General features: G+C 63.5%; 19 protein-coding genes. 14 read left to right on the top strand and 5 right to left on the bottom strand.

The genetic code is table 11. From position 1 onward, the window contains the following. Positions 1-15: 15 nt before the first annotated feature. The gene (locus MTP16_RS01220) at positions 16-1,227 is read right to left on the bottom strand and encodes a type III polyketide synthase (protein ID WP_243515171.1); all 1,212 of its coding nucleotides are present in this window, start codon (positions 1,225-1,227) and stop codon (positions 16-18) included. 242 nt (positions 1,228-1,469) lie between these two features. Next, positions 1,470-2,588 carry an NAD(P)/FAD-dependent oxidoreductase gene (locus tag MTP16_RS01215; protein WP_243515170.1) on the bottom strand — a complete coding sequence of 373 codons (1,119 nt, stop codon included), beginning with the start codon at positions 2,586-2,588 and terminating at the stop codon, positions 1,470-1,472. A gap of 171 nt (positions 2,589-2,759) precedes the next feature. Between MTP16_RS01215 and MTP16_RS01210 the strand changes: the two genes are divergently transcribed. Next, the gene (locus MTP16_RS01210; RefSeq protein ID WP_243515169.1) at positions 2,760-3,152 is read left to right on the top strand and encodes a T9SS type A sorting domain-containing protein; all 393 of its coding nucleotides are present in this window, start codon (positions 2,760-2,762) and stop codon (positions 3,150-3,152) included. A 327-nt stretch (positions 3,153-3,479) separates the two neighbouring features. Here the strand turns inward: MTP16_RS01210 and MTP16_RS01205 are convergent, their stop codons facing one another. Both MTP16_RS01205 and MTP16_RS01200 read right to left on the bottom strand, forming a co-directional pair. Then, positions 3,480-6,356 carry a PAS domain-containing protein gene (locus tag MTP16_RS01205; protein ID WP_243515168.1) on the bottom strand — a complete coding sequence of 959 codons (2,877 nt, stop codon included), beginning with the start codon at positions 6,354-6,356 and terminating at the stop codon, positions 3,480-3,482. Between the two features lie 60 nt (positions 6,357-6,416). Beyond that, entirely contained in the window at positions 6,417-7,775 is a 1,359-nt protein-coding gene (locus tag MTP16_RS01200) for a sigma-54-dependent transcriptional regulator (RefSeq protein WP_243515167.1), read from the bottom strand. A 376-nt stretch (positions 7,776-8,151) separates the two neighbouring features. On the opposite strand from MTP16_RS01200, the gene MTP16_RS01195 reads away from it, so the two are divergent. After that, positions 8,152-10,377, top strand: coding sequence for a T9SS type A sorting domain-containing protein (locus MTP16_RS01195; protein ID WP_243515166.1), 2,226 nt, complete (start codon positions 8,152-8,154; stop codon positions 10,375-10,377). Positions 10,378-10,463: 86 nt separating this feature from the next. Here MTP16_RS01195 and MTP16_RS01190 read toward each other — a convergent pair whose 3' ends face one another. After that, positions 10,464-12,071 (bottom strand): T9SS type A sorting domain-containing protein, encoded by a 1,608-nt coding sequence (locus MTP16_RS01190; protein WP_243515165.1) that lies wholly within the window; start codon positions 12,069-12,071, stop codon positions 10,464-10,466. Positions 12,072-12,335: 264 nt separating this feature from the next. On the opposite strand from MTP16_RS01190, the gene MTP16_RS01185 reads away from it, so the two are divergent. The 12 genes from MTP16_RS01185 to purF all read left to right on the top strand — a co-directional run bounded on the left by MTP16_RS01185 (position 12,336) and on the right by purF (position 25,915). Beyond that, the gene (locus MTP16_RS01185) at positions 12,336-13,223 is read left to right on the top strand and encodes a DNA/RNA non-specific endonuclease (RefSeq protein ID WP_243515163.1); all 888 of its coding nucleotides are present in this window, start codon (positions 12,336-12,338) and stop codon (positions 13,221-13,223) included. 345 nt (positions 13,224-13,568) lie between these two features. Beyond that, positions 13,569-13,775 carry a hypothetical protein gene (locus tag MTP16_RS01180; RefSeq protein ID WP_243515161.1) on the top strand — a complete coding sequence of 69 codons (207 nt, stop codon included), beginning with the start codon at positions 13,569-13,571 and terminating at the stop codon, positions 13,773-13,775. A gap of 197 nt (positions 13,776-13,972) precedes the next feature. Further along, positions 13,973-14,812: a dihydroorotate dehydrogenase gene (locus MTP16_RS01175; protein WP_243515159.1), complete on the top strand. Its 840-nt coding sequence runs from the start codon at positions 13,973-13,975 to the stop codon at positions 14,810-14,812. Positions 14,813-14,919: 107 nt separating this feature from the next. Continuing rightward, on the top strand, positions 14,920-15,699 hold the full coding sequence (gene pyrF, locus MTP16_RS01170; protein ID WP_243515157.1) for an orotidine-5'-phosphate decarboxylase: 780 nt from the start codon (positions 14,920-14,922) through the stop codon (positions 15,697-15,699). Positions 15,700-15,751: 52 nt separating this feature from the next. Next, the gene (pyrE, locus tag MTP16_RS01165) at positions 15,752-16,378 is read left to right on the top strand and encodes an orotate phosphoribosyltransferase (RefSeq protein WP_243515155.1); all 627 of its coding nucleotides are present in this window, start codon (positions 15,752-15,754) and stop codon (positions 16,376-16,378) included. A gap of 104 nt (positions 16,379-16,482) precedes the next feature. Next, the gene (locus MTP16_RS01160) at positions 16,483-19,533 is read left to right on the top strand and encodes a phosphoribosylformylglycinamidine synthase subunit PurL (RefSeq protein WP_243515153.1); all 3,051 of its coding nucleotides are present in this window, start codon (positions 16,483-16,485) and stop codon (positions 19,531-19,533) included. Between the two features lie 119 nt (positions 19,534-19,652). After that, positions 19,653-20,510, top strand: coding sequence for a phosphoribosylformylglycinamidine synthase subunit PurQ (locus tag MTP16_RS01155; RefSeq protein ID WP_243515151.1), 858 nt, complete (start codon positions 19,653-19,655; stop codon positions 20,508-20,510). Between the two features lie 19 nt (positions 20,511-20,529). Beyond that, a complete protein-coding gene (locus MTP16_RS01150) occupies positions 20,530-21,933 on the top strand; it encodes a phosphoribosylaminoimidazolesuccinocarboxamide synthase (protein WP_243515148.1) in 1,404 nt (467 codons plus the stop codon). Between the two features lie 8 nt (positions 21,934-21,941). Then, entirely contained in the window at positions 21,942-22,328 is a 387-nt protein-coding gene (locus tag MTP16_RS01145) for a hypothetical protein (protein WP_243515147.1), read from the top strand. Positions 22,329-22,340: 12 nt separating this feature from the next. Beyond that, the gene (gene purD, locus MTP16_RS01140) at positions 22,341-23,630 is read left to right on the top strand and encodes a phosphoribosylamine--glycine ligase (RefSeq protein ID WP_243515145.1); all 1,290 of its coding nucleotides are present in this window, start codon (positions 22,341-22,343) and stop codon (positions 23,628-23,630) included. Positions 23,631-23,653: 23 nt separating this feature from the next. Beyond that, on the top strand, positions 23,654-24,331 hold the full coding sequence (purN, locus tag MTP16_RS01135; RefSeq protein ID WP_243515144.1) for a phosphoribosylglycinamide formyltransferase: 678 nt from the start codon (positions 23,654-23,656) through the stop codon (positions 24,329-24,331). An 81-nt stretch (positions 24,332-24,412) separates the two neighbouring features. Continuing rightward, on the top strand, positions 24,413-25,915 hold the full coding sequence (purF, locus tag MTP16_RS01130; protein ID WP_243515143.1) for an amidophosphoribosyltransferase: 1,503 nt from the start codon (positions 24,413-24,415) through the stop codon (positions 25,913-25,915). The last annotated feature ends 8 nt before the right edge of the window (positions 25,916-25,923 follow it).

The following is a 25,923-nucleotide window of genomic DNA, read 5'->3' as shown; positions in this document are numbered from 1 at the left end:
CTCAGGGAGCAGTTGTCAGTTAACGGTTATCAGTTTTGCAGCCCGCTCCATCTTCTCTTGTGGCAGATTCGTCGCAACGGCAAGCTGTTCACTGTTATCGGCTAGCGGCTCACTGCTCCCCGATAACTGCATCAGCATCGCCTCCATCGTCAGGCCCGGGCCGAAGGCGAAACTGAGCACCGGCGCGCCGTGGTCGGCGGGGGTGGCGGCGGCCAGCACGTCGCGCAGCACAAACAGCACCGTGGCCGACGACATGTTGCCGTAGTCGCGCAGCACGCGGTAGGCGTGGCGGTTGTCGTCGCGCGTCAGGCCCAGCTCGGTTTCGATGGTTTCCAGAATCTTGCGGCCACCGGGGTGAATGGCGAAGTGCCGCACGTCGCCCAGCTGCACCGGCAGGCTTTCCAATAGCCCATCGGTGAGTTGGCGGATGCCGCGCTGAATGAGCTTGGGCACGTAGCTGCTCAGCGTCATCTCAAACCCGAAGTCGTTGATGTGCCAAGCCATGTCGTCGTGCCCGTCGGGCTCCAGCCCGCAATGAAAGGCCTGCAGGGCCAGGCCGGGCGCGTCGTTGGGCAGCGGCTCGGCTTGCACCAGGCAGGCGGCCGCGCCGTCGCCAAACAGCGCGTTGCTCACGAGGTGGTCTTCCTCCCGGCTTTTCTGGAAGTGCAGCGTGCACAGCTCCACGCTCACGATGAGCACCCGAGCGCTGGCGTCGGCCTGGCAAAAGGCATCGGCCAGCTTCACGGCATTCACGGCCGCGTAGCAGCCCATAAAATTCACGCAGGTGCGGCGCACGTCGGCGCGCAGGCCCAGGGCCCGCACCAATTCAATATCCAGCCCCGGCGCGTACATGCCCGTGCAGCTCACCGTCACGAGGTGCGTAATGCTGCTCACGGCCACATCGGGCACCTGATTCAAGCTATTGCGTACGGCTTCCACGGCCAGGGGCAGGGCTTCGCGGCGGTAGGCGGCCATGCGCAGGCCCACGCTGGGGAAGGGCTCCAGGTCGGGCGTGTTCGGGAAGAAGATGTACTCGCCGTTGGCCCGGCCGTAGTCGGGCAGCACCGAGTAGCGGTGCTCGATGCCCGACACGCGGTAGAGCGCCCGCAGCTTGCGCGTGTCGGCCTCGCCAAAGCCCAGCGCGCCGGCCATGAACTCGGCTATCTGCGGCTGGGCAATGCGGTGGACAGGATTGGCGGTGCCAATGGCACCTAAATAACTCGGCATGCCGGAAAGGAATTGCGGGCGAAAGAGGGCAGGGCCGCCGCCCGGAATACCCTCCGCGCCTTGGCAAGCCCTATTTACGGGATTACAAACAGTTTCGCGCGCAGCTTGGCTAAAATCCCGACAATAACTTTTTGGCGTGGGCTGAGCAAGTAGTGAGAATGAAGCAGTGAGTAATGAGATTCCGCGTGGCGTTAGCGGGATATTATCTGATAGCGCAGTACTTACTTCTAACTACTAAAATCTCAGAATTCCCGGCCGTGCGTGCGGCGCATCAAGGCTTGCACCGCGCCCGGCCAGTGGCGCAGGCCGCCCACCACCAGCTCGCTCAGCACCGGCCCGCCGAACAGCCGCTGCACGGCCCGCCCCACCCGCAGCCGCGCGCCAAACTGCGCCTGCCAGGCCCGCGCATACGCCCCTTCCAGGCCCGCCCGCGTGGTTTTTTGGGTGAGAAAATCGTGTGCTGCCGCTGCCGCCAGGGCCGCGCCGTGCAGGGCCATGGCCATGCCGTTGCCGCACAGCGGGGTAATGAGCCCGGCCGCGTCGCCCACCATCAGGATGTGCTCTTCCACGGGCTGCTTGGGCGCGAAGGAAATTTCATTTATCACCTCCGGCTGCGGGTATAGCATCTCCGCCGCGCCCAGAATCTCGCGCAGACGGGGGTTTTGAGCCAGCACTTCGGCTTCCATGGCCGGGATGTTGCCGTGGCGGCGCAGGTTCTCGCGGGTGGTGAGGTAGCAGAAGCACAGCTTGTCGGCCTCAATGGCCGAGATGCCCGCGTAGCCGTCGGCGAAGTTGTGCAGCGCAATCACGTCGCGCGCAAAGCCGGGCAGGCGCAGGTGGTACTTCACACCCAGGTAAGGCGAGCGTTGCCCAAAAAAGCCGCGTTGCAGCTGCCGGTCCAGGTTGGCGCGCTTGCCGTAGGTGCCCAGCACCACGCGGGCCGCGAGCTGGCGGCCGTCGGCCAACGCCACCACGTGCTGGTCGGCCTCGGTGTCAAAGGTCACGTCCGTTACCGTGCTTTTCAGGTAAAACGTAACGCCCCGTGCCACGGCCTGTTGGTACAGAAAATCGTCGAGCATGTAGCGACTCACGCCGAAGCCGCCCAGGTCGAGCGGCGCGGTGAGGGTGCGCCCACCCGGCGACGACAGCAGAAACTGCGTGATGGCGGCCGGGCCCAGCGCCGCCGGGTCGGCCCCAAGGCGACGCAGGTAGGGGAGGACTTCGTTGCTCACGTACTCGCCGCACACCTTATGAAAGGGGTACTGCTTGCGCTCCACCACCGCCACGCGGTGGCCGCGCCCGGCCAGGTCGAGGGAGGCCGCCAGGCCGGCCAGCCCGCCACCAATCAGGAGAATATCCACTTAGTTGGTCGGCAAAATGAGAACGGCGGAAGCGAAAACAACGTAATTCATCGAGGTTTCTGTATATTAAGAGTGGGCCGGCAAATTAACTGCCTTACCTTTGTCAACTAAAATCACCATTTCTCGTTATCTCCTCTACGCCTCACGCGTCTTTCCACCGCTAACTATATTATGATGCAACGCTACTTTCTATCTTTCTTGTTGTGTGCGGGCCTGAGCCTGGGCCTGGGCCCGGTGCTGCGCACGCTGCCCGTTGCCGACGCTGCCCCCCTGCACCGCCCCGGCCAGCAAGGCAGCAAGCCCGGCAACGATGAGAAAACCCTGGTGGTGTACCCCAACCCCAGCACCGGCATCGTGCACCTGACCATCAACAACCAGCAGGGCAAAAAGGTAGAGCTGAGCGTACTCAACGTCATCGGTTCGGTAATGTACCGCGAAACCCTGACCGAACTCAACGACCGTTACACTAAAATGCTCGACCTGAGCAAGTTTGCCAACGGCCTCTACTACGTGCGCCTCGAATCCGACAACAACAGCCAGATGTGCAAGCTGGTCATCCGCTAAGCATCTCCGCCAGCTCGCTGGCTCAGCTAGGACAATAAAAAAAGCAGCTTTCGGGCTGCTTTTTTTATTTAACCAAACGGCTGGAAATTACTTCACGCGCACCGGAGCGGGCGTCAGCATTTCCTTGATGTCGTTAACGGTGCTATAAGCGAGGATGGCCGTCACAACGAGCAGGCCGAGCATGAACAGAAACATAATGTTAGACGAAAAGCAAGTGGATAAAAAGCAGCCCCGGTCGGGGAGCCACCGTGTGTGCATTCAACCCCAAACGGCGAAGGCAGGTTTCAATAAGATTTAGGCATTTAGAGCCGCGGCCGGCTTCGGCCGCTAAGCTTGTTCCGGAAATTCGGCGCGCAGCGCGGCCATCACCTCCTCGGTCACGGCGCGCACCTGGGCAATCTGCCGGGCGGCGTGGGCGGGGTCAGGCGCCGCGTTGCCGTAGGCCTCAATTTCGCGGATGACGTGGCGCAGGCTTTCCACGCCCAGGCCGTCGAGCGAGCTTTTGAGGTGGTGAGCGGCGTCGCCCACGGCCTCCCAGTCGGGCTTCACCAGGGCCTCGTCGAGGGCGGTGAGGATGGCGGGCGTGGTTTCGATGAAGGCCCAGGCCAGGCGGCGCACAATGGTTTCATCCTGGCGCACCAGCTGGCGCACGTTGCTCAGGTCGTAGAGGGGTTTTGCAGAAGCCATAGGGTCAGGAGTTTGGTAAGCGGAGTAGGGTTCGGCCGCGGCGGCATGGCGGGCCAGCACGGCGCGCATGGTTTCGAGGAGTTGTTCTTCGCGGTAGGGTTTGGAGAGGTAGCCGTCGAAGCCGGCGCCCATCAGGCGCTCGGCCTCGCCGGCCTGGGCACGGGCCGTGAGGGCAATGATGGGCGTGGCCGCCCGGGCGGCCTCGGGGTGCTGGCGCAGGGCGCGGGCGGCCGTTTCGCCGTCCATGCCGGGCATTTGAATGTCCATCAGCACGAGGTCGAAGGGCCGGTGCTCGAAGAGCTGGATGGCGGCCGGGCCGCTGGCGGCCGTCGTCACCTGAAAGCCCCAGTTGCGCAGCACGGTTTCGGCCAGCAGGCTGTTCACCAGGTTGTCTTCGACCAGCAGAATGCGGCCGGCCCCCGTTTCGCTGAGCCCGGCCGGGGCGGGGGCGGGCGGAGGCACCGCGGCCGGCACAGGCCGCAGCGGCAGGGTGAAGGCAAACGTGCTGCCCTGGTGCAGCTCGCTGCTCACGCGCAGCGTGCCGCCCATCAGGCGCACCAGGCCCTCGGAAATGCTCAGGCCCAGGCCCGAGCCGCCAAACTCGCGGTCGGTGCTGGCGGCGGCCTGGGCAAAGGGCTCGAACACCTTGTCCAGGGTGTCGGGCGCAATGCCCAGGCCGGTGTCGCTCACCACAAACTGCAGCCACACCGTGTCGGCGGGCTCGGCGTGGCGCAGGGGCGCGGGCACCCGCCGGCAGCGCAGCCGCACCTGTCCGGTTTCGGTGAACTTAATGGCATTGCTTACCAGGTTGAGCAGTACCTGGCGCAGCCGGTGGGCGTCGCCCAGCACCTCGGGCAGCGCGGCGGGCCGCTCAATGCGCAGGCGCAGGCCTTTCTCGCGGGCGCGGGGCCGCAGCAAGGCCGCGCAGCCCGCCAACAGCTCGGTGGGGTTGAAGGGCGTGGTTTCGGGCTGCAGCTTGCCCGCGCCGAGGCGGGCGGTGGTGAGCACGTCGTTCAGCACCGTGAGCAGGTGCTCGGCCGACTCGCCCAGCAGGCGCAGGTAGTCGTGCTGGCTGCGGCTGAGGCTGGTTTTGGCCAGCACCCCCGTCAGTCCCAGAATGCCGTGCAGGGGCGTGCGGATTTCGTGGCTCATGTTCGCCAGAAAGTCCTCTTTGGCCTGCACGTCCACCTGGGCTTCGCCAATGGCTTTTTCCAGCGCCTGCTGGGTGCGCTTGAGCTCGGTGATGTTGCTGTCGAGGCCCAGCACCTGGGCGGTGCCGTCGGCGCGCACAAACAGGCGTTTCACGCTGCTGAACCACGACACCGTGCCGTCGGGCGCGGTGTACGATTCTTCCACGGTCAGGTCCTCGCCGGTGGCCAGCACCTGCCGGTCCTGCTCGATGTAGCGGGCCGTGTCGCCGCTGTTGAGTTGGGGCAGGTGGCCGGCATCGAAGCGCACCAATTCTTCCGGCGTCAGCCCGTAGAGGGCGGCCATGGCCCGGTTGGCCAGCTGGTAGTTGCCGTGGCCGTCTTTGAGGTAGATGGGGTGCGGCAGCGCGTCGATGACCTGGCGGAACAGGCGGTGCTGCTCGGCCAGGCGGTCGGTGGCGGCGCGGCGGTGGGCGTCGGTGGCGCGGCGGTCGGTCACGTCCTCGGCCACCCCGATGATGCTGGTCACGTCGCCGTTGGCGGCCCGTGCAAACGGCGTGTGGGTGCTGCGCAGCCAGCGCACCGTGCCATTGCGGTGCTGCAGGGCATATTCCAGGGTCAGCACTTCGCCATCGGGCAGGCGTGCTACATCGTTCCAATGCGCCAGCAGCCGCTCCCGCTCCTCGGGGGCAAGCAGGGAAGGCAGCAGGGCGCCCTGCGGAAAAGCCAGCAGCTCTTCGCTGGTGTAGCCGAGCATCAGCTCCAGGCGCTGGTTGGAGTAGACGTTGCGCTCCTGGCGCAGGTCGTAGATATAAATCAGGTTCGGCACCAGGTCCACCACCTGGCGCAGCAGGTGCCGGCTCTGGCGCAGCTCTTCCACGGCGGCGCGGTGGCGGGTCACGTCTTCGGCGCTGCCCGTGATTTCGAGCACTTTGCCGAGGGGGTTGCGCGCGCTGGCCCGCAGGCGCAGGCGCAGCCAGCGCCAGCTGCCGTCGCGGTGCCGCACGCGGCAGTCCCAGCTCAGCGGCCGGTCGGCGTGCAGCAGGGTGTGCAGGTTGCCCAGCTGCGCCTGCTTCTGCGAGTCGGGGTGCAGCAGCGTGGGCGCCAGGCGCGGGCCCAGGGCCAATAAATCCTGCGCGGTGTAGCCCAGCACCGATTCGCAGTGCGGGTTGCAGCGCCGCAGCTGGCGGCGCTGCACGTCGTAGTCAAACAACATCAGCGGCACCTCGGCCAGGCCCGGGCCAAAGGCGGGCAGCTCGGGGCCGGAATTTTCCGGGCCCGCCCGGCGGGCGGCCCGCTCGGCTGCCCGCCAGGTGCTGGGCGCGGCCTTTCGGCGGGCCAGACGGGGAGAGCGGGGGCGACGCATCATCGGGAAAAAGCTAGGCCAAAACGAATTGCAACAGCAAGATAGTGGAGCGTTACGCACCCGTTAGCTTATGTGCAGTTCCCGTTGCTGTATCATTCGGTAAATGGTTGATTTGCCGATGCGCAGGCGGGCGGCCACGGCCAGCACGTCGCCCTCCATCTCGTCGAGGCAGCTTTGCACAATGGCGGTGGTTTGCTCGCGCAGCGACAGCTGGCTGCCCGGGCCCACGGTGGTGCGGCCGGCGCGCAAGGGCAGGTCGTCGCCGTTGATTAATTCGCCATCGGCCAGCACCGCGGCCAATTCCACCACGGCCTTCAGCTCGCGCACGTTGCCGGGAAAGGGGTGGCCCTTGAGGCGCTCGCGGGCGTCGTCGGCGAGCAGGCGGGGCGGCAGGTTGTTCTGGGCGCAGAAGTCGCGCACAAATTCTTCGGCCAGCAGCAGCACGTCGTTGCCACGCTGGCGCAGGGGCGGCAGGGCAATGGGCAAGCCCAGCAGGCGGTAGTACAGGTCTTCGCGGAAGCGGCCGGCCTGCACCTCGGCCAGCAGGTCGCGGTGGGTGGCCACTATCAGGCGCACGTCGAAGCTCACGGCCTGGTTGCCGCCCACGCGCGTCACCTCGCGCTCCTGCAGCACGCGCAACAGCTTGGCTTGCAGGCTCAGGTCAAGGTCGGCAATTTCGTCGAGGAAGAGGGTGCCGCCGTTGGCTTCTTCCAGCCGGCCCACGCGGCGCGCCACCGCGCCCGTAAAGGCGCCCTTCTCGTGCCCAAACAGCTCGCTCTCCACCAGCTCGCGCGGGATGGCCGCCATGTTCACGGCCACAAAGGGCTGCGCGGCCCGGCTCGACTGGAAGTGAATGGCTTTGGCTACCAGCTCCTTGCCCGTGCCCGTTTCGCCGCTCACGCTCACCGTGATGGTGGTGCGGGCCGCTTTGGCAATGAGCGAATGCACTTGCTGAATGGACGCGTGCTCGCCCAGAATGGCCTGCCCGGCCCCGTAGCGCGCCCCGATTTGCTGGCGGAGCTGGCTGTTTTCGCGGCGCAGCCGGGCTTGCTGTTCCACCTTGCCCACGATGTTCCAGAGGCGGTCCAGCGTGTTTTCGTCCTTCACCAGGTAGTCGTAGGCGCCCTGGCGCAGCATGCTCACGGCGGTGCCCACGTCTTCCTGCCCCGATACCACCAACACCTCGGTGCCGGGCAGGCGCTCCCGAATCTGGCGCAGCAGCTGCTCGCCTTTGGCGTCGGGCAGCGAATAGTCGAGCGTGATGAAATCGGGCTTTTCGTCCAGGTGGTCGAGGCAGGCCCGGGCCGTGGCGAAGCGCTGCACGCTGTGGTTGGGGTTTTGGCTCAACCGGTACACCAGCAGCTCGCCATACCACTCGTTGTCTTCAATGACAAAAATCTTGAATGGTAAGGTAGATGTCATGGAACTAGGGAATGAAGAGGTGTGTGCAAGATGGCCCAGCGAATAACAGTTGGTGTCTGGAACGATTAATACATTGGAAAAATCATAATTACAAAATTACATCATAAATACCTCTAGGGGCAAAAAGCTCATCAAAATGGGGGATATACGAAGTGAAATTGCGTTCGGATTGCGCTAATAAATTGGCTTGTTTCTCAAATTAGGAACATATTCCGGTTTTGGGAATGATACGGCTTGCTGCGCAATTCATATCTAGTTGAGAATAAGCCATGCAGCTAGCCTGGCACGTGGTGGCCGCGGAATTGCAAGAAGATGGCAGGCACAGTGCCAATTAGTTAAAATATTTTTCTTCAACGTCATGCACGCTTTTACTCACATGCTTCATTCCACCGGCCGGCTCCGTGCCCTGCTGGTGCTGGCCACTGCGATGGTTCTGCGCGCGGGAGTTTCGGCCGCAGCGGGCCTCCCGGTTTATTCAAACAACAACCAGTATTCAGACTACGACCCTTACGTCTCCACAACCATTCCCTTCACTTCCGTCACTTTAGAATCGGGGGTGCAAAATCCGGAGCGGACAGCCGATGCGTCGCTTACCAACTACGCCACCCTGAACACCACCATTGGCGTGCTTTCGAGTTCGGGCATTCGCCTGGGGTTCAACGGCACAGGGGCAATTGGCGACCGCGCCGGCATTGTGGTGGCCAACGTGAGCACCAATCGAAACCTGATTAACCTCAACGCGCTGGGTGCCATCACGCTGCGCACCTACGGTACCGGCAACAACGTCCTGGAAACGCGCGTGGTATCGGCCGCCGTGGTGCGCGACCTGCTGGCGGGCGACGAGCGGCCCACGCAGTTGGAGTTCGTGGCCAACCGGGCCTTTTCGAAAATCAGCATCACCGTGGGCGGGGTGGCCTCGGTTTCGTTCAAGCTGCGGATTTACTATGCCTACGCCGTGCCGTCGCTTCAGCAGCAGCAGGCCCGGGGCGTTATCTCGCAGTTCAACCTGCCGGCTGCTTCGCTCACGCCATACTACGGCGCCAGCACCTCCAACGTGGGCGTGGTGAGTGTGTGCGCCGGAGCCGGCGTGCAAAACCCCGAACAGGCCGTGAACAACAGCCTGACCGACTACGCGCAGTTTGTGACGCCGGTGGGCGTGTCGTGTGCGCAGTCGCTGTCGGTGAAGCTGGCCGATACCCGGCCCGCCCCGGCCGGCTACTACGCCGGCTTTGTGATTGGCAACGGCGGCCTGCTCGATTTGGACGTGCTGTCGGGCCTGCGCATTAGCACCTACCGCAACGGCGTGGCCACCGGCGAGTCGGTCACCGGGGCGGGCTTGCTGGAGCTGCGGGCGCTGCCCGATGGCAAATACCAGGTCAGCTTCCCCACCACGCTGCCCTTTGATGAGGTGAAGATTGAGCGCGTGGGCACGGTGTCGGCGCTCGACAACCTGCGGCTGTATTATGGGTTTGGCGTGGAGCCGCGCGCGTTTGAGGGCACCACACACGTGCTGTCGGACAACGACCCCACCCAGCCCGGCTTCTCGAATACCTACGAAGTGCGGCAAAACGCTGTGGTGTGCGTGGCCATCAACGGTACTTGCGGCGTGACCAACCCGGCCGGTGCCGCCGACAACGACCCCAACACGTTTGCCACCATTGCCATGCCCACGGCCGCCCTTTCGACCGTCGACCTGAAGCTGGCCCTGAATGGCACGGGCGCTGCCGGCAACCGGGCCGGTATGGTGGTGGGCGCGGGCGCTGGCCTGCTCGACGCAGCTGCCCTCGACCAACTTACCCTCACCACCTACGATGCCAACGGCAACGTGCTGGAAAGCGCCTCGGGCAGCTCGCTGCTTTCGGTGAACCTGCTGCCCAACGGCCGCCAGGAAATCTCGTTTCTCACCACGCAGGCCTTCAATTCGGTGCAGATTACGGCCACGTCTGGCTTGTCGGTGCTGTCGAGCCTGCCCGTATACACGGCCTTTGCCGACGACCGCAGCGGGGGCCTGCCCTCGGTCATCACGCCGCTGCCCGTGGAGCTGACGGCCTTCGCCGCCAAATGGAACAACGGCGCGGCCGACCTGACCTGGGCCACGGCCACGGAAAAAAACAGCAGCTACTTTGTGGTGGAGCGTGCCAAGGGCCCCGAAACGGCCTTTGAGGCGGTGGGCCAGGTGGCCGCCGCCGGCAACAGCACCCAGGCCCGCACCTACAAGCTGCGCGACGCAGAAGCCGGGGCGCAGGGCGTTGACCTCCTGTATTACCGCCTGCGCCAGGTCGACGTGGATGGCACCACCACGTACTCGCCGGTGGCGGCGCTGACGGTGGGCAAGCTGGCCGCCACCCCGCAGCTGCAAGTGTATCCCAACCCCGCATCCGGCGCCGAAGCCGTGCTGGTGCGCGGCCTCAATCTGCCGGCCACCGGCGGCCTGGTGCAGGCTTACTCGCAGCTGGGCCAGCTGGTGGGCCAAGTCGCCATCACGCCTGCCAATGCCCAGCCGCAGCTGCCCGCACTCGCGCCCGGTCTCTACCACGTAGTGTTGCGCGACGCCACCGGCCAGAAGCTGGCCACGCAACGCTTGGTGATTGGCAACCGCTAATTTCACCTGTCTTTCTGCAAGCAAAAAAGCCCTGCCGACACCGTCGGCAGGGCTTTTTTGCTTGCAGAGAGGCTGAGCAGCCTGGCTTATTGCGCGGCGTTGCGCAGCAGGCGCACGCGCTGGCTGCCGTCGGCGGTGCGGGCCAGGTAGAGGCCGGCGGGCAGGCTTGCGGCCGGCTGCCAGCGCACCGAGCCATCGGCCTGGCTGCGCACGGTGGCCACGGCGCGGCCCAGGTTGTCGCTGATGGTCAGGGTTTGCACGCCCGGCGTGCCCAGCTGGAACTGTACCGCGTCGGTGAAAGGGTTGGGATAGGCGTCGATGGTCAGGGCCGTTTTGGCGCGGGCGGCCAGCGGGCTGCTGGCTGCCACGCTGAAGGTGACCATCTTCGTGTCCATGCCCTTGATGGGGCAGGCGTTGTCTTCGGCCGTCACGGCCACGCGGTAGGTGCCGGGCACAGTGCCCAGGGCCGGCGTGAAGGTGAGGCGCGCCTGGCCGTTGCCAAGGTTTTGCAGGGTGGCACCGGGCACGGCGTTGTAGTCGAGCGTGAGGGCGAGGGCTTGGCCGGCGTTGCGGTCGGTGGCGTTGATGAGCACCGAAACCGACTCGCCTGCTACCACCGGAATGGCCTGGCCCAGGGCCTGCACGGTGCTGCGCGTGCCCGCCTGCACGGTTACCTGCGGGCCTACTACCGGCATGAGGTTGGTGCCGCAGTCGTACACCATAAAGTACAGCTCGCGCCGCATGGTGCCCACGAGCACATAGCGGCCGTTGAGGCGTCGGTATTCGCTGATTTTAATGGCTGCTGCGTATTTATTATCCCCGTTGGCGCTGGTGGTGCTCAGGTAGCGGCCCGGCTGCATGGTGATGTTGCCCGTGCGGGCATCGAAGAAGAAGCGCGGGTTAGCGGCCGTCTTCACCGGGCAGGCGCCAAGGGTATCTACATCAACGATAATAGGCATCGTGGGGCTATACGCCGAGATGGGCAGCGGCTGGTAGATGCACGTCGGGTTGGTGCTGATAACGCTGATAGAACTAGTCGGGTAAGGATTGTAGGTGGCCGGGGTGCTGCAGGCCTGAAGTGGCGATTCGAGCGAATACACCAGCGAGTCGCCGTCCACGTCAAAGGCATTGTTGCTCAGCGAGGTGAGCTGGTGCACCGGTACGAAAAAAGCAGGCTGCACGCTGGCTATGGGCGAATTGTTGACGATGGGTAGCCCGGTCGTGCCCGCCTGCGGGAGCAGGTTATTCAATGTGGCTTCCAGGTACAGGTCGCCGGCGACAATATTCGCGGTGGCGGGCCGCGCGTTCTGTTCAGTGCTGAGTATCCACTGGGCAGCCGGGGGCAAGGTCACAGTGGCGGTGTAGGTGTAAGCCTCGGTGTTGGTGACGGTGCCGTTGCAAAGGCCCGTGAGGGTAGCGCAGTACTGGCGCGCCGCCACCGGCTGGCCCACTTGCACAAGCGGGGCCGTGACAGTGGCAGGGCCGTTGCAGCCACTCGATTTACAGCTCAAAGTGAACTGGCTGGGAGTGATGCCCGAACAGTCGCGGTAGAGATGAAGCGTGACCAGGTAGCGGTTGCTGCCCAGCGAGACGTAGGTCAGGTCGCCGCCCTGCAAGTGGGAAGCCGCCGCGGGCTTGGCGAAAAACAGGCCGAGTAGGGCCAATATCCAGAAAAGGTGTAAGCGTTTGCGCATGTGAAAAGATGGAAAAGGTGGAAAAAATGGAGAGAAGTACACTTTTGAATTAACTCAGAACAGCCGTTCGGGCGCTGCCAAAGATATTCGAATAAATGCAATATGTAATGCTCAAATATCATTCCATAAAGCTGATAGTCAATGCCAAAATTTTGTGCTTTCCTCACGCAGGATAATGATAAAGCAACCGTAACATTGCGATGGTGCCGCCGCATTGCCCTCGCCGGAATTTTGCGGCCACTGCTCACTTTCTTTCTTTTTTTTATGAAGCAAACTTTCCTACGCATTGGCAGCCTGGCGCTGCTCACGGCCTTGGCCGTGTCCTGCTCGCGCACCGAGCAAGTGGAGCCCAACCAAACGCCCACCGCCGCCACCGTGAACCAGGACGCCACGCGCGACAGCCACCTCGCCATGGGCAACCCCAGCGGCGCCGTGACCGACGCCACCAACTCGCCCAATAATTACCTGATGAGCAAAACCCAGTACGCCCTCTCGTATAGCCGCGACAAGGGCAAGCCCAACTGGGTGAGCTGGCACTTGAGCAGCGCCTGGCTGGGCAGCACCCCCCGCCAGGACAACTTCGCGTCCGACGCCACGCTGCCCAGCGGCTGGTTCCGGGCCACGAGCAGCAGCTACACCGGCTCGGGCTTCGACCGCGGCCACAACTGCCCCTCGGCCGACCGCACCGGCTCGGTGGCCGACAACTCGGCCACCTTCCTCATGACCAACATGATGCCCCAGGCCGCCAACAACAACCAGCAAACCTGGGCCGGCCTCGAAAACTACGAGCGCACCCTCGTGGGCCAGGGCTACGAGCTGTACGTCATTTGCGGGAGCTACGGCAGCGGCGGCACCGGCGTGAACGGCTACGCCACCACCATTGCCAGCGGCAAAATCACGGTGCCGGCCCGTTGCTGGAAAGTGGTAGTGGTGCTGCCCGAAGGCAGCTCCGACGCCAGCCGCGTGACCACCGGCACGCGCATCATCGCCATCGACACGCCCAACACCACCAGCATCAGCTCCAGCTGGAGCGGCTACCGCACCACCGTCGACGCCATTGAGCAGGCCACCGGCTACAACATCCTCTCGGCCGTGAACAGCACCGTGCAGGCCACCATCGAGGCGCGCGTCGACACCGGCCCCACGAGCTGATTTGCGGTTGTGCGCAGGCTTTTAGCTGATGCGTTGCGCCGGTGATAAGGACGCTGCCCGCCAAGCAAAAAGGCCCTGAAATACCGAGTATTTCAGGGCCTTTTTGCTGCCTGTTGTTTGCAGTGGGCGGTTGCATTTCAGGGGCAAAGCTGTCAAAGTTACGGCGGCTTGTGCTTGCAACGCAATGCGTTACAAAGGGCTGAAGTTTTTTATTCGTCGAAAGCCCAAGCGAAAAGGGCCCTGATTAGGGAGTTAGGGTCGAAACAAAACGGCGAAAAAACATCACAGTAAAAAATTAATATTACCAAAGGTTGACCGGGCGTAACGCTTCGTTAATTTTGCATCGTGCTTCACCCCAATAACCAAACGATGAAGTGCGGAACGCTCGGCTACGACGCTCCGCAACGAGGCCAGCAGGTCTTGTCGCCTGTCGGTTTTGCCGAATTTTCTGCTGCTTTTTCTGGTGTTTCGCCCGTTGCCGTTCCGGTTTTCCGAAACGGTTTTTTTGTGCCCAGCCCGGCCGCCGTGCCGCATCTATCTTCTTGTGTGTAGCCGTTTCGTTTTCGAAGCGGCTTTTTTTCTGCCCAAAACTCCTGCCCTGGCCACGCCTTATCCTTTCGATTCTGCCGCAGTTAGTACCCCCGCTATTACTCTTAACTAAACGCGTGACGCTAAGCTCCGCCTGGCCCACTCTCTTTGGGGAGAGAGGCGGGAACGAGGCGAACACCCGCACAACCTTATATGAAAATATGAAACTCGGCGCTATTACCTTACAGAATGCGGTGTGCCTGGCGGCCGCGCCTTGGGAGCTCGACGGCGCCGGCTACGAGCAGTTGGGCGCGATTTTTACTAAAACCGTGACCATGGAGCCCCGCGCCGGCCTGCCCGGCGACGAAGGCATCCTGCAAGTGGCCGACCAAACCCTGCTCAACCGCACCGACCTGCGCATCGAAGGCGCCGAACTGCTGGTGCAGGAGCACCTGCCGCGCCTGCGCCGCTTCGGCGTGCCGGTGTTTGTGAGCATCACAGCGCCGGGCGTGCCCGGCTTCCGCAAGATTGCGCGCTACCTGCAGCGCGAGGCCGGCAACCAAATCGCGGGCCTCGAAGTGTACATCACCACGCCGCCCGGTGCCTCCGGGGCCGATGTGACGGCCCGCTTCGTGCGCGAAGCCACCGAGGCCGTGCGCAACGAACTGCGCGCCGACGCGGCCGTGGTGGTGAAGCTGCCGCCGTGGCCCGAGCACATCCGGGGCCTGGCCCTGGGCGCGCAGGAAGGCGGCGCTACGGCCCTGGCCGCCACCAATACCCTGAAGGTGCTGCACCTGCCCGCCGACCCTGCCGCCTCGCCGCTGGTGGGTGGCCTCTCGGGCGAGGCGCTGCGGCCCTTGTCGCTGCGCTGCGTGTGGGAACTGGCCAATGACGAGAAACTGACGCTGCCCATCTTTGGCACGGGCGGCATTTTCACCCTCCGCGACGTGCAGGACTACCTGCGCGTGGGCGCCCAGGCCGTGCAAGTGGCCAGCGGCGAATGGCTGTCGCCGGGCCTCGCAGCGCGGCTGGCCTCTGAGGTGATGCAGAACGCGAAATGATGAATAAGAACGTCATGTCGAGCGCAGCCGAGACATGACGTTTTGAATAGACTCCTCCTACTTTCCTCCTCCAAATCCCACCCAAACTCTCCGCTTCGCACCCCGCTATGCAAAAGCTCCTCACCCGCGTCGAAACCGTTAACTCCCTGCTGTGCGTGGGCCTCGACCCCACGGGCGATGACGCCCAAGCCACCCAGCGGCTGCGCGAAGTCATTGCCGAAACCGCGCCCTACGCGGCCGCTTTCAAGCCCAACCTCGCCTTTTTCCTGAGCCGTGAAAACGGCGTGGCCATGCTCCGCGACACCGTGCGCAGCATCCCGCAGGACATTCCGGTGATTCTGGACGGTAAATTCGGCGACATTGCCAATACCGCCGAGCAGTACGCCCGCTTCGCCTACGACATCGTGGGGGCCGACGCCGTGACGGTGAACCCCTACATGGGCGACGACACCATTCGGCCCTTTGCACGGCCCGGCAAGATGGTGTTCTCGCTCGCTAAAACTTCCAACAAGCCCCTGCACGGCCTGCAGGACGCCGCCATGACGCGCGGCGGCTCCATCAGCGACTGGGCCGCCCGCTTGGCCCGCCTCATGGACGAGGAGCTGACCGAATCGACCATCGGACTGGTGGTGGGCGCCACCGAGCCGGCCGCCGTGGCCAAGGTGCGCGCCGCTTGCCCCGCGCAGTGGTTTCTGGTGCCGGGCATCGGCGCGCAGGGCGGCGACCTGGCCGCCACGCTCCGCGCCGGCCTCCGCGCCGATGGCAGCGGCCTGCTCATAAACTCCTCGCGCGGCATCTGGCAGGCGAAAGACGCAGGTGCTGCGGCGCGCGAATTGCAAGCGCAAATCAACGAATTTCGGGCCGTGACGAGCCCAACCCACGCCTGAACCAAAAAGCCGCTTCACTGCGGCTTTTTGCATGTTAGTTTTTCTAAAACAGATGACTGAGACCACCAACACCCATTCGCCCATCGCCCTCGACGCCGAGCTGCTGGAGCAGCAGCTGCGGCAGGAAGACGCCCTGCTACGCGGGCACTTCCGGCTGTCGTCGGGCCTGCACTCCGATGCCTATGTGCAGTGCGCCCGCTTCCTGCGCCGGCCCGATTTGGCCGCGCCGGCTGCCGCCGCGCTGGCCGGCCAGATTCAGGCCGCCGGCTTGCAGCCTGATGTGGTGGTGGGCCCCGCCATGGGCGGTGTGGTGATTGGCTACGAGCTGGCCCGGCAGTTGGGCGTGCCCGGCATCTTCACCGAGCGCGACGCCGACGGGCAGATGACCCTGCGCCGCGGCTTCACCCTGGAGCCCGGCGAGCGGGTGGTCATTGCCGAAGATGTGGTGACGACCGGCAAAAGCACCCAGGAAGTAGCCAAGGTGCTGCGCGCCCTGGGCGCCGAAGTGCTGGCCGTAGCCTCGCTCATCGACCGCACCGGCGGAAAAGGCGGGCTGGATTTCCCCCATTTTGCGCTGCTACAGGTCCAGGCCGCGACATATGCGCCGGAGAGCTGCCCTTTGTGCGCCGCTGGCCTGCCGGTGGTGAAGCCCGGCAGCCGGCCGGAGAAAGCGTTCTAACTAAGTAGGGGCGGGGCTTGCCCCCGCCCGCCGTTGAACGGAGTCGTTCGATGGCAATCGTGCAACGATTCGGGCGGGGACAAGCCCCGCCCCTACATTCCAAAATGACCGATACCCACACCATCCAGCTCACGCTGAAACCCGGCCAGCACGACGGCGACGGCCAGCGCGTGGCCGAAGCCGCCGCCCGCCACCTCGGCCTCCGCACCGGCCGCGTGCGCAGCGCCGCCCTCTACACCGTGCGCTACCCGCTGAGCGAAACCCAGCTGCGCGACTTCGCCACCCGCTGCCTCGCCGACCCGGTGCTGCACGACGTGCGCCTGAACGAGCTGAGCGGCGCCGAAGGCTTCGCCACATACATCCTGGTGGCTCGCCGCCCTGGTGTGACCGACGATGAGGGAACCTCGGCCCAAAACGCCTTGGCCGATATCCTAAACGAGCCGCTGGACGTGCACACCCAGCACATTTTCAGCAAGAAGCTTTACCTGCTCGAAAACGACCTGCCCGAAACGGAACTGCGCCGCCTCGCCGAGGAGCTGCTCGGCAACAAGCTCATCAACTGGCTGGAAGTGGGCCGCGTGGCCGATGGCATCCGCGACTATACGCCGCGCCCCGGCGGCGGCGCGGAGGCCATTACGGAGGTTGTTTCACTGACTGGGTTGAGCGACGCGGAGCTCGTACAATTGTCGAAAGACAACATCTACGCGCTGAACCTGGAGGAAATGCGGGCCGTGCGCGACTACTTCGCCGCCGTTGAGACGCAGGCGGAGCGGCAGGCCGCCGGCCTGCCCGCCGACCCTACGGACTGCGAGTTGGAAATCATTGCCCAAACCTGGTCGGAGCACTGCAAGCACAAGGAATTTGCGGCCGTTATCAACTACAAAGACACCGAGACGGGCGAGGAAAAGCAGATTGATTCGCTCTTCAAAACATACATTAAAAACGCCACTTCGGAAGTAGACCGGCAGCTGCGCGCCAACGGCAACGACTGGCTGATTAAAGTGTTTTCGGACAACGCTGGCGCGGTGCGCATCAACCCCGATTCGCTGTTCGTGTGGAAGGTAGAGACGCACAACTCGCCCTCGGCCATCGACCCCTACGGCGGGGCCATCACGGGCATTCTGGGCAACAACCGTGACCCCTTGGCCACCGGTATCGGGGGTGCGCGGCTGCTGTTCAATACCAACGTGCTGTGCTTTGGCAACCCGGAATTTGACGGACAATTGCTGACCGGGCAGCTGCACCCGCGCCGCATTCTGGAAGGCGTGCGCAAGGGCATTGAGGACGGCGGCAACAAATCGGGCGTGCCCACGGTGAACGGCGCGATTGTTTTTGATGACCGCTACGCCGGCAAGCCGCTGGTGTACTGCGGCACCGGCGCGGTGATGCCCATGCAGTTTGCCGGGTTGGACTCGTGGGAGAAGAAGATTGACGCCGGCGACCGCATCATCATGGCCGGCGGCCGGGTGGGCAAGGACGGCATCCACGGCGCGACGTTTTCGAGCATCGAACTGGACGAAACCGCACCGGCCACGGCCGTGCAAATCGGCTCGCCCATCACCCAGAAGCTGGCCATGGATTTCCTGCTGCTGGCGGCCCGCGGCGGCCTGCTGAAGTGCAGCACCGACAACGGCGCGGGCGGCCTGTCGTCGTCCGTGGGCGAGCTGGCCGGCATCTCCGGCGGCGCGGTGGTGGAGCTGGAGCGCGTGCCGCTGAAGTACCCTGGCCTGCGCCCCTGGGAGATTTTCGTGAGCGAGTCCCAGGAGCGGTTTACGCTGGTGGTGGAACCCGGCAAAATGGCCGAAATCACGGCGCTGGGCCAGGAAATGGAAGTGGAGCTGACCGATATCGGCTACTTTACTGCCGATGGTTTCCTAGACGTGCGCTTCGACGGCGCGCCGGTGGCGCGGCTCAATATGGAATTCCTGCACGAGGGCGTGCCCCGCAAGGTGCTGGAAGCAGAGTGGACCAAACCAGAAGGATTCGAACCCCAAATCCCTTCCTCTCTTGATTACACGGAAACGCTGACCCAACTGCTGGGCTCGCTCAACATCTGCTCGCGCGAGTCCGTCATTCGCCAGTACGACCACGAGGTGAAGGGGCGCACGATTGTGAAGCCCTTGATGGGCGCGACCGGCCAGGCTCCGCAGGATGCGGCCGTGGTGCGCTTCAATTTCGAGAGCTGGGAAGGCGTGGCGGTAAGCAACGGCATTCTGCCGCGCTACGGCGATTTGGACGCTTATGACATGTCGGCTGGCTCGTTTGACGAGGCGGTGCGCCAGATTATTGCGGTGGGAGGGAAGCTCCCGAACCTGACTCCCGGCGACGGCATTTTCTGGTCGGTGAACGACAACTTCTGCGTGCCCGATTCGGTGTACGACCCCGCCGGCAACCCCGACGGCAAGCAGAAGCTGGCCAAGCTGGTGCGCATGTGCGAAGCCCTGCGCGATGCCACGGCGGCCTACTGCATCCCGCTTACCAGCGGCAAGGACTCGATGAAAAACGACTTCAAGGCCGACGGCGTGAAGATTTCGGTGCCCCCCACCGTGCTCTACTCGATGACGGCCAAGATGGAAGACGTTCGCCGCGCCATCACCTCCGATTTCAAACAGGCCGACGACGTGGTGTACCTGCTCGGCGAGACTCACGACGAGCTGGGCGGCTCCGAATTCTACGCCCTGCACGGCCAGCTGGGCGCCAATGTACCGAAGGTGGATTTCGAAAAAGCCAAGGCGCTCTATACCTTGGTGGGCCAGGCCAACGACCAAAGCCTCATCCAGTCCTGCCACGACCTGAGCGACGGCGGCCTCGCCGTGGCGCTGGCCGAAACCACGTTCGGCTACGGCTACGGGGCGGTGGTGGAGCTGCCCGAAACGGGCCTGCCGCTGGCCACGCAACTGTTCTCGGAGTCGCACTCGCGTTTCCTGGCCACGGTGGCGCCGGAAGACGTGGTGGCGTTCGAGCAACTGCTCGGCGAGCGTGCCTCACGCCTCGGCATCGTGACATCAGATGGCGAGCTGACCGTGCGCCACGCCGGTAAGACGGTTATTTCGGCCAATACCGCTGCCCTGCGCGCCGCCTGGACCAACGGACCTGTAAACCATTTACTTGGTGTAGTTTCAAACGACAACCTCAGCCATTCCAATTCGCTCTAAAAGCACAAGACCCTTTTCCATTGGCCCAAAAGACTTTTGAAATGGCACAAGACTCGGCTCAACGAGCACATAAAGTTCAATCGGAGGCACAAACTGATGCGGGCAATGCAGCTGGCACAGTGCGGGCGCTTGTGCTGACCGGCTTCGGTATTAACTGCGAAGAAGAATTTGCGGCTGCCTACCGCTTGGCTGGCGCCGAAGCCGCCATCGTGCACTTCAACCAAGTGCTACATGGCCAGGTGAGCATCCACGATTTCGACGTGCTGAACTTCCCCGGCGGCTTCTCCTTCGGTGATGATTTGGGCTCGGGCGTGGTGTTGGCCAACAAGCTGCGCTACCGCCAGACCAGCGCCGACGGCCGCACGCTACTCGACGACATCAAGCAGTTCATTGCCGACGGCAAGTTTGTGCTGGGCATCTGCAACGGCTTCCAGGTGCTGGTGAAGCTGGGCCTGCTACCCAACCTGGGCGGCGATGTGACCCCCGAAGTGACCCTGACCCACAACGCCAGCGGCCGCTACGAAGACCGTTGGGTGACGCTCCGCGTGAACCCCGCCGCCCGCACCCCCTTCCTCAAAGGCATCGACAAGCTGGAGGTGCCCGTGCGCCACGGCGAAGGCCGCCTCGTGGTGCCCGATGCTGCCACCCGCGCCGCCATCGAAGCTGCTGGGCTGAACTGCCTGAGCTACATCGACGCCAACGGCGACGGCACCAGCGAATACCCCCTCAACCCCAACGGCGCCGACCTGAACTGCGCCGGCCTCACCGACCCCACCGGGCAGGTGTTCGGCCTCATGCCGCACCCCGAGGCCTTCCTGGCCGCCTACAACCACCCCGACTGGGCCCGCCGCCGCCGCCAAAATCCAGACGCGAGCGAGGAAGGGGAGGGGCTGCAGATTTTCAAGAATATCGTGGCGCACATCGCCGAAAAACACGCTGCTGCGGCACCCACCGTGCAACTCGCCACCCAAAACTAGCCTCCCAGAAACGTAGTTAATGAACACCCTCACCCACTTCGCTTCTCCCCAACTCCCGCTGCTGCACCGCGGCAAAGTGCGCGACAGCCTCCGCGCGCCCAGCGGCGACCGCCTCATCATCGTGACGGACCGCCTCTCGGCCTTCGATTCGGTGCTGGAAACGGCCATTCCGCACAAGGGCGCAGTGCTGAACGGTTTGGCAAACTTCTGGTTTGAAAAGACGTCGCACATCATCCCCAACCACGTCATCAAGCTCGTTGATGCCAACGCCATGCTGGTGAAGGAGGCCCAGCCCATCAAGGTGGAAATGGTGGTGCGCCAGTACCTGACGGGCTCGATGTGGCGCGGCTACCAGGCCGGCCAGCGCACGTTCTCGGGCGTGACGGTGCCAGATGGACTGACGAAGAATCAAGCCTTCCCGCAGGCCATCGTGACGCCGACCACCAAGGAGGAATCGGACCGCGAAATCACACCCGAAAGCTTGGTGAGCGAAGGTTGGGTGACTAAGGAGCTGTACGACCAGATGGCCGTGAAGGCCCAGATGCTGTTTGCCGTGGGCTCGCGCCTGCTGGCTGAAAAAGGCATCATTCTGGTGGATACCAAGTATGAATTCGGCTTGCTGAACGGCCAGCTTATTCTCATCGACGAGATGCACACGCCGGACTCTTCTCGGTTCTGGAGCACGGAGGACTACGCCCGGAACCCCGAAACGGCCGAGCAGATGGATAAGGAGTATGTGCGCCAGTGGCTCATTGCCAACAAGAAAGACGGCCAGTACCCTCGCGCCCTCACCCCGGAAGTAACCCAGGAAGCCAGCCGCCGCTACCTCGACATCTACGAGCGCATCGTGGGCGAGCCCCTGCCCACGGCCGAAACCGGCGCCGCTGACGCGCCCCACACCGGCCGCCAGGACGCCCGCGCCCGCATGCAGGCCAACCTCGTGGCCGCCGGCCTGATTAAGGACGCCTGGGTGAGCATCGTGTTGGACTCGCCGGACTATAAGGAACACGGCGAGAAAATCCGCCAGCAGTTGGAGGGCTACGACGTGTTCACTCAACTGCGCGTGACTTCAGCCTACCAATACGATGAAGCCATCGCCGGCATGGTTGAGGCTTGGAACAACAGCATCGAGCCCGGCGTCATCGTTGCTGTGACAAGCAACGGCGGCGCGCTGGCTGCCAACGTGAACGTGCCCGTGATTTCATGTCCGCCCTATCAGGACTATGCCGAACTGGCTCTGAACCTGAACGCGTCGGTCATCATGCCCGGCGGCACGCCCAGCCTGGCAGTGCGCCCCGAAAACGCCGCCCAAGCCGCTCTGCGCGCCCTGAATCTGCCCCGGCTGCGCGAACGCCTGAGCAAGGACATTCTCGCCACCAAAGCCAAGCTGCGCGCCGCCGACGAGGAGTTGCGGTTACTGTAAACTGCTGAATGAAAACGGTAGAAGAATTATTGGCTGGTTACGCGCTCAACGACGGAGAAATATGCTCTCTGAAGCTGGAAGTGAATTATACAGCCAATAATTCTTCGCTTCGGCAAGCTGCTTTAGAAGTATTGATTCGCAAAGAAGCTACTCGTGGTAAATGGGTGCCTTGCCTGCTGAAAATCCATATGGCTGGCGTACAAAGAATTGTCATTAGCGAAGATTTTGCTATGAGTCGTTATTCTGATGTTGTTTTTAAGACGCTAGAAGAAGGGAAATATTACCTCTCTTTTGACCCTTGCGGAAACTCGGGTGAACCTCATGAAAATGACAACTTGGTATTCATAGCGAGTTCAGTAAGCGTAGAAGAGAGCATAATTCAAGATAGATTTTAAGTTCAGAAGACATTGGCAGCCTCTAAAACTCTTCTCCTCCTCGGTTCCGGCGCGCGCGAGCACGCCCTGGCCGAAAAGCTGACCCGCGACGGGGCCACGGTGCACGTGCTGCCCGGCAACGCCGGCATCCCCAACAGCCACCCCGAGGTGAACCCGCTGGATTTTGAGGCCGTGCGGGCCTTCGCGCAGGCCCACGATTCCCGGTTGATTGTGGTGGGGCCGGAGGCGCCGCTGGCGGCCGGCATCACCGACTTTTTTGCCGGTTCCGATATCCAGGTTTTTGGGCCGACCCGCTCGGCGGCGCGGCTGGAAAGCTCCAAGGTGTGGAGCAAGGAGTTTATGCGCCGTCACGGCGTAGCGACGGCGCAGGCCTGGCCGTTTCGGAGCGACAACATTGCCGCGGCCCGCGCGAAGGCGGCCGAGCTGGGCGGGCACGTGGTGGTGAAGTACGACGGCCTGGCCGCTGGCAAAGGCGTGTACGTGTGCTCCTCGCCGGAAGAGGCCGAAGCGGCGTTTGATGACCTGCAAACGAGCTATTCGGGCTGGTTTTCCTTCCTGCTGGAAGAAAAGCTGACCGGTCCTGAAATCAGCATCATCGGCCTCACCGATGGGCGCGTTATCCGCCTGCTGGCCACCTCGCAGGACCACAAGCAGCTGCTGGCCGGCGACCAAGGTCCCAACACCGGCGGCATGGGCGCCTACTGCCCCGTGCCCTTTGCCGATGCCAACGTGCTGGCTGCCATTCGCCGCGACATCGTGGACCCCACCCTGCGCGGCCTGCAAAACGAGCAGTTCGAGTTCCGCGGCTTCCTGTATTTCGGCATCATGCTCACGCCCACCGGCCCCAAGCTGCTGGAATACAACGTGCGCCTCGGCGACCCCGAAGCCGAAGTGCTGCTGCCTGCCTTGGATAGCAGCCTGCTCACGCTGATTGAGGCCACTTTGGATGGCACCCTCGCCAAACAAGGCGTGCAGCAACGGCCCGGCGCCTTCGTGGGCGTGGTGCTGGCCTCGGGCGGCTACCCGGCCGCGGGCTTTCCCACCGGCTTCCCCATCTCCGGCCTCGACAACCTGCCGGCTGGCGTGCGGGCCTACCACGGCGCCACCAAGCGCAACGAGGCGGGCGAGCTGGTGACCAACGGCGGCCGTGTCCTCGTCCTCTCCGCCCACGGCCACGATTTGGAGGAAGCCACTGCCCGCGCCTACCAAGCCTGCGCCCGCGTCACGTTCGAAGGCGCCTACTTCCGCCCCGACATTGCCCAGCGCCCCGCGCCGGTGCTAACCGCTACCGTTGTAAATTGAGACCGGAAGCCCAACTGAAACTGATGAAGCTCCTGTCATCCTTCGAGCAATTTAAGCAGTCGGTCCTCTCGTTCGGCGAAGGGCAGGAGGGAAGGCGGGCGCGTTTGGCCATCCTGCTTTCCGGTCGGGGCTCCAACATGCTGGCGCTGGTGGAAGCCACCAAAACCGGTGTGCTGAAAAATCTGGCCGAAGTAGTGGTGGTGTTCAGCAACAAGCCCGACGCTTTTGGCCTCGAAGCGGCCGCGGCCGCGGGTTGTCCGGTGGCCTCGCTGCCCAGCCAGGGCCGCAAGCGCGAAGCGTTCGATGCCGAAGCAGCCGCGCTGCTTCAGCAATACCAGCCCGATTTGGTGGTGCTGGCGGGCTACATGCGCATCCTATCACCGGCCTTCATCCAGCCCTTCGCGGGCCGTATTCTCAATATTCACCCCGCCGACACCCAGCAGCACCAAGGTTTGCACGCCTACGAGTGGGCGTTTGAAAACCAGCTGCCCGAAACCAAAATTACCGTGCACTTGGTTGACGAAGGCCTCGACACCGGCCCCATCCTCGCCCAGCAAACCGTGGACTTGCGCGGGGCTGACTCCTTGGAAGAAGTGGAGCGCCGCGGGCTGGCCGTGGAGCACAAGCTGTACGCGCGGACGCTGGCGGAATTGATAGAAGTAGGGGCGGGGCTTGCCCCCGCCCGCCCGGCTGCGCCATAAGCATGAGGCAAAGCCGTTCAACGACGGGCGGGGGCAAGCCCCGCACCCTACCTGATTTAACTAAAATAACGACCCCATCCCATGTGCGGAATAGTAGGTTTTCACGGTCCCGATAACGTGGTGGGCGACATGATTGTCGGCCTCACCGCCCTGCAACACCGGGGGCAGGACGCGGCCGGCATCGCCACCTTCGACGACTCATTTCACCTCTGCAAGGGCCAGGGCCTCGTCAATGACGTGTTCAAGCCCAAGCACGTGAAGAAGCTGAAAGGCAATATCGGCATCGGGCACGTTCGCTACACCACCCAGGGCGCCAACGACTCCGACCTGGCCCAGCCCTTCACCACCAGCTACCCTTTCGGGCTGGCCATGGTGCACAATGGCAACGTCATCAACTTTCGCGACGTGGCCAAGCGCCTGCACGACAAGTACCACGTGCTGCCTAAAACCACCAACGACCTGGAGCTTATCATGTACACCTTCGCCTCGGAGCTGCGCGTGAAAGACCTGGACCGCATTTCGGTAGTCGATATTTTCGACGCCGTGGAAACCACGCAGGAGCTGGTGGAGGGCGCTTATGCCACCATCACCGTCATTGCCGGGCACGGCCTGCTGGCGTTTACCGACCCGCTGGGCATCCGGCCGCTGGCGCTGGGGCGGCGCGATACGCCCAATGGCCCGGTCTACGCCTTTGTGTCGGAAAGCACCTGCTTCGATTACCTGGACTTTGAGTTCATTGAAAACGTCGGCCCCGGGCAGGCCATTTTCATCGACAACAATTTCCAGGTGCACCGCAAAAACCAGCCGGCGCCGCCCAAGGCGTTCTGCGTGTTTGAGCAGATTTACTTTGCCCGCGAAGATTCTGTGATTCATGGCCGCCTGGTGGCGCGGGAGCGGGTGCGGCTGGGCAAAATCCTGGCCCGCAAGGTGGTGGATGCCGGCCTCAAGCCCGATATGGTGATTGACGTGCCCAGCTCCGGCTACTTCTCGGCCTCCGGACTGGCCGAGGCCATTGGGGTGCCCTACCGCCGGGCGCTGGTGAAAAACAACCACATGGGCCGTTCCTTCATCGTGCCCACCCAGGCCGGGCGCGAGGACGTGGTGAAGAAAAAGCTCAACCCCATCCGCGAGTTTGTGGAAGGCAAAAAGGTGGCCGTCGTAGACGACAGCATCGTGCGCGGCACCACGTCGCGCCGCATCGTGCGGCTGCTGCGCGAGGCGGGCGCCAAGGAAGTCTATTTTATTTCGAGCGCGCCGCCCATCGTGTCGCCCTGCATCTACGGCATCGACATGGCCATGAGTACCGAGCTCATTGCGGCCAACTACACGGAGGACGAAATCTGCCGCTACATCGAGGCCGACAAGGTGATTTACCAGGATTTGCAGGACCTGTACGAGCTGTTCTCGGAGGAGCGCGGCCACGGCGGCAGCTGCTTCGCCTGCTTCTCGGGCAAGTACCCCACCGGCGATGTGACGCACTACCTGCGCCACATCCAGGAGGAGCGCGCCAGCCACCGCGGCGACAAGAAAAAGAAAGACAAGAAGTCGGTGAGCGCCAAGGCGCCCGCGCCGACGGAGCACTAACCCCACCC

Origin of the sequence: Hymenobacter monticola, from assembly GCF_022811645.1 — a bacterium.
GTDB lineage: Bacteria > Bacteroidota > Bacteroidia > Cytophagales > Hymenobacteraceae > Hymenobacter > Hymenobacter monticola.
This window is presented reverse-complemented; position numbering and strand designations above follow the sequence as displayed.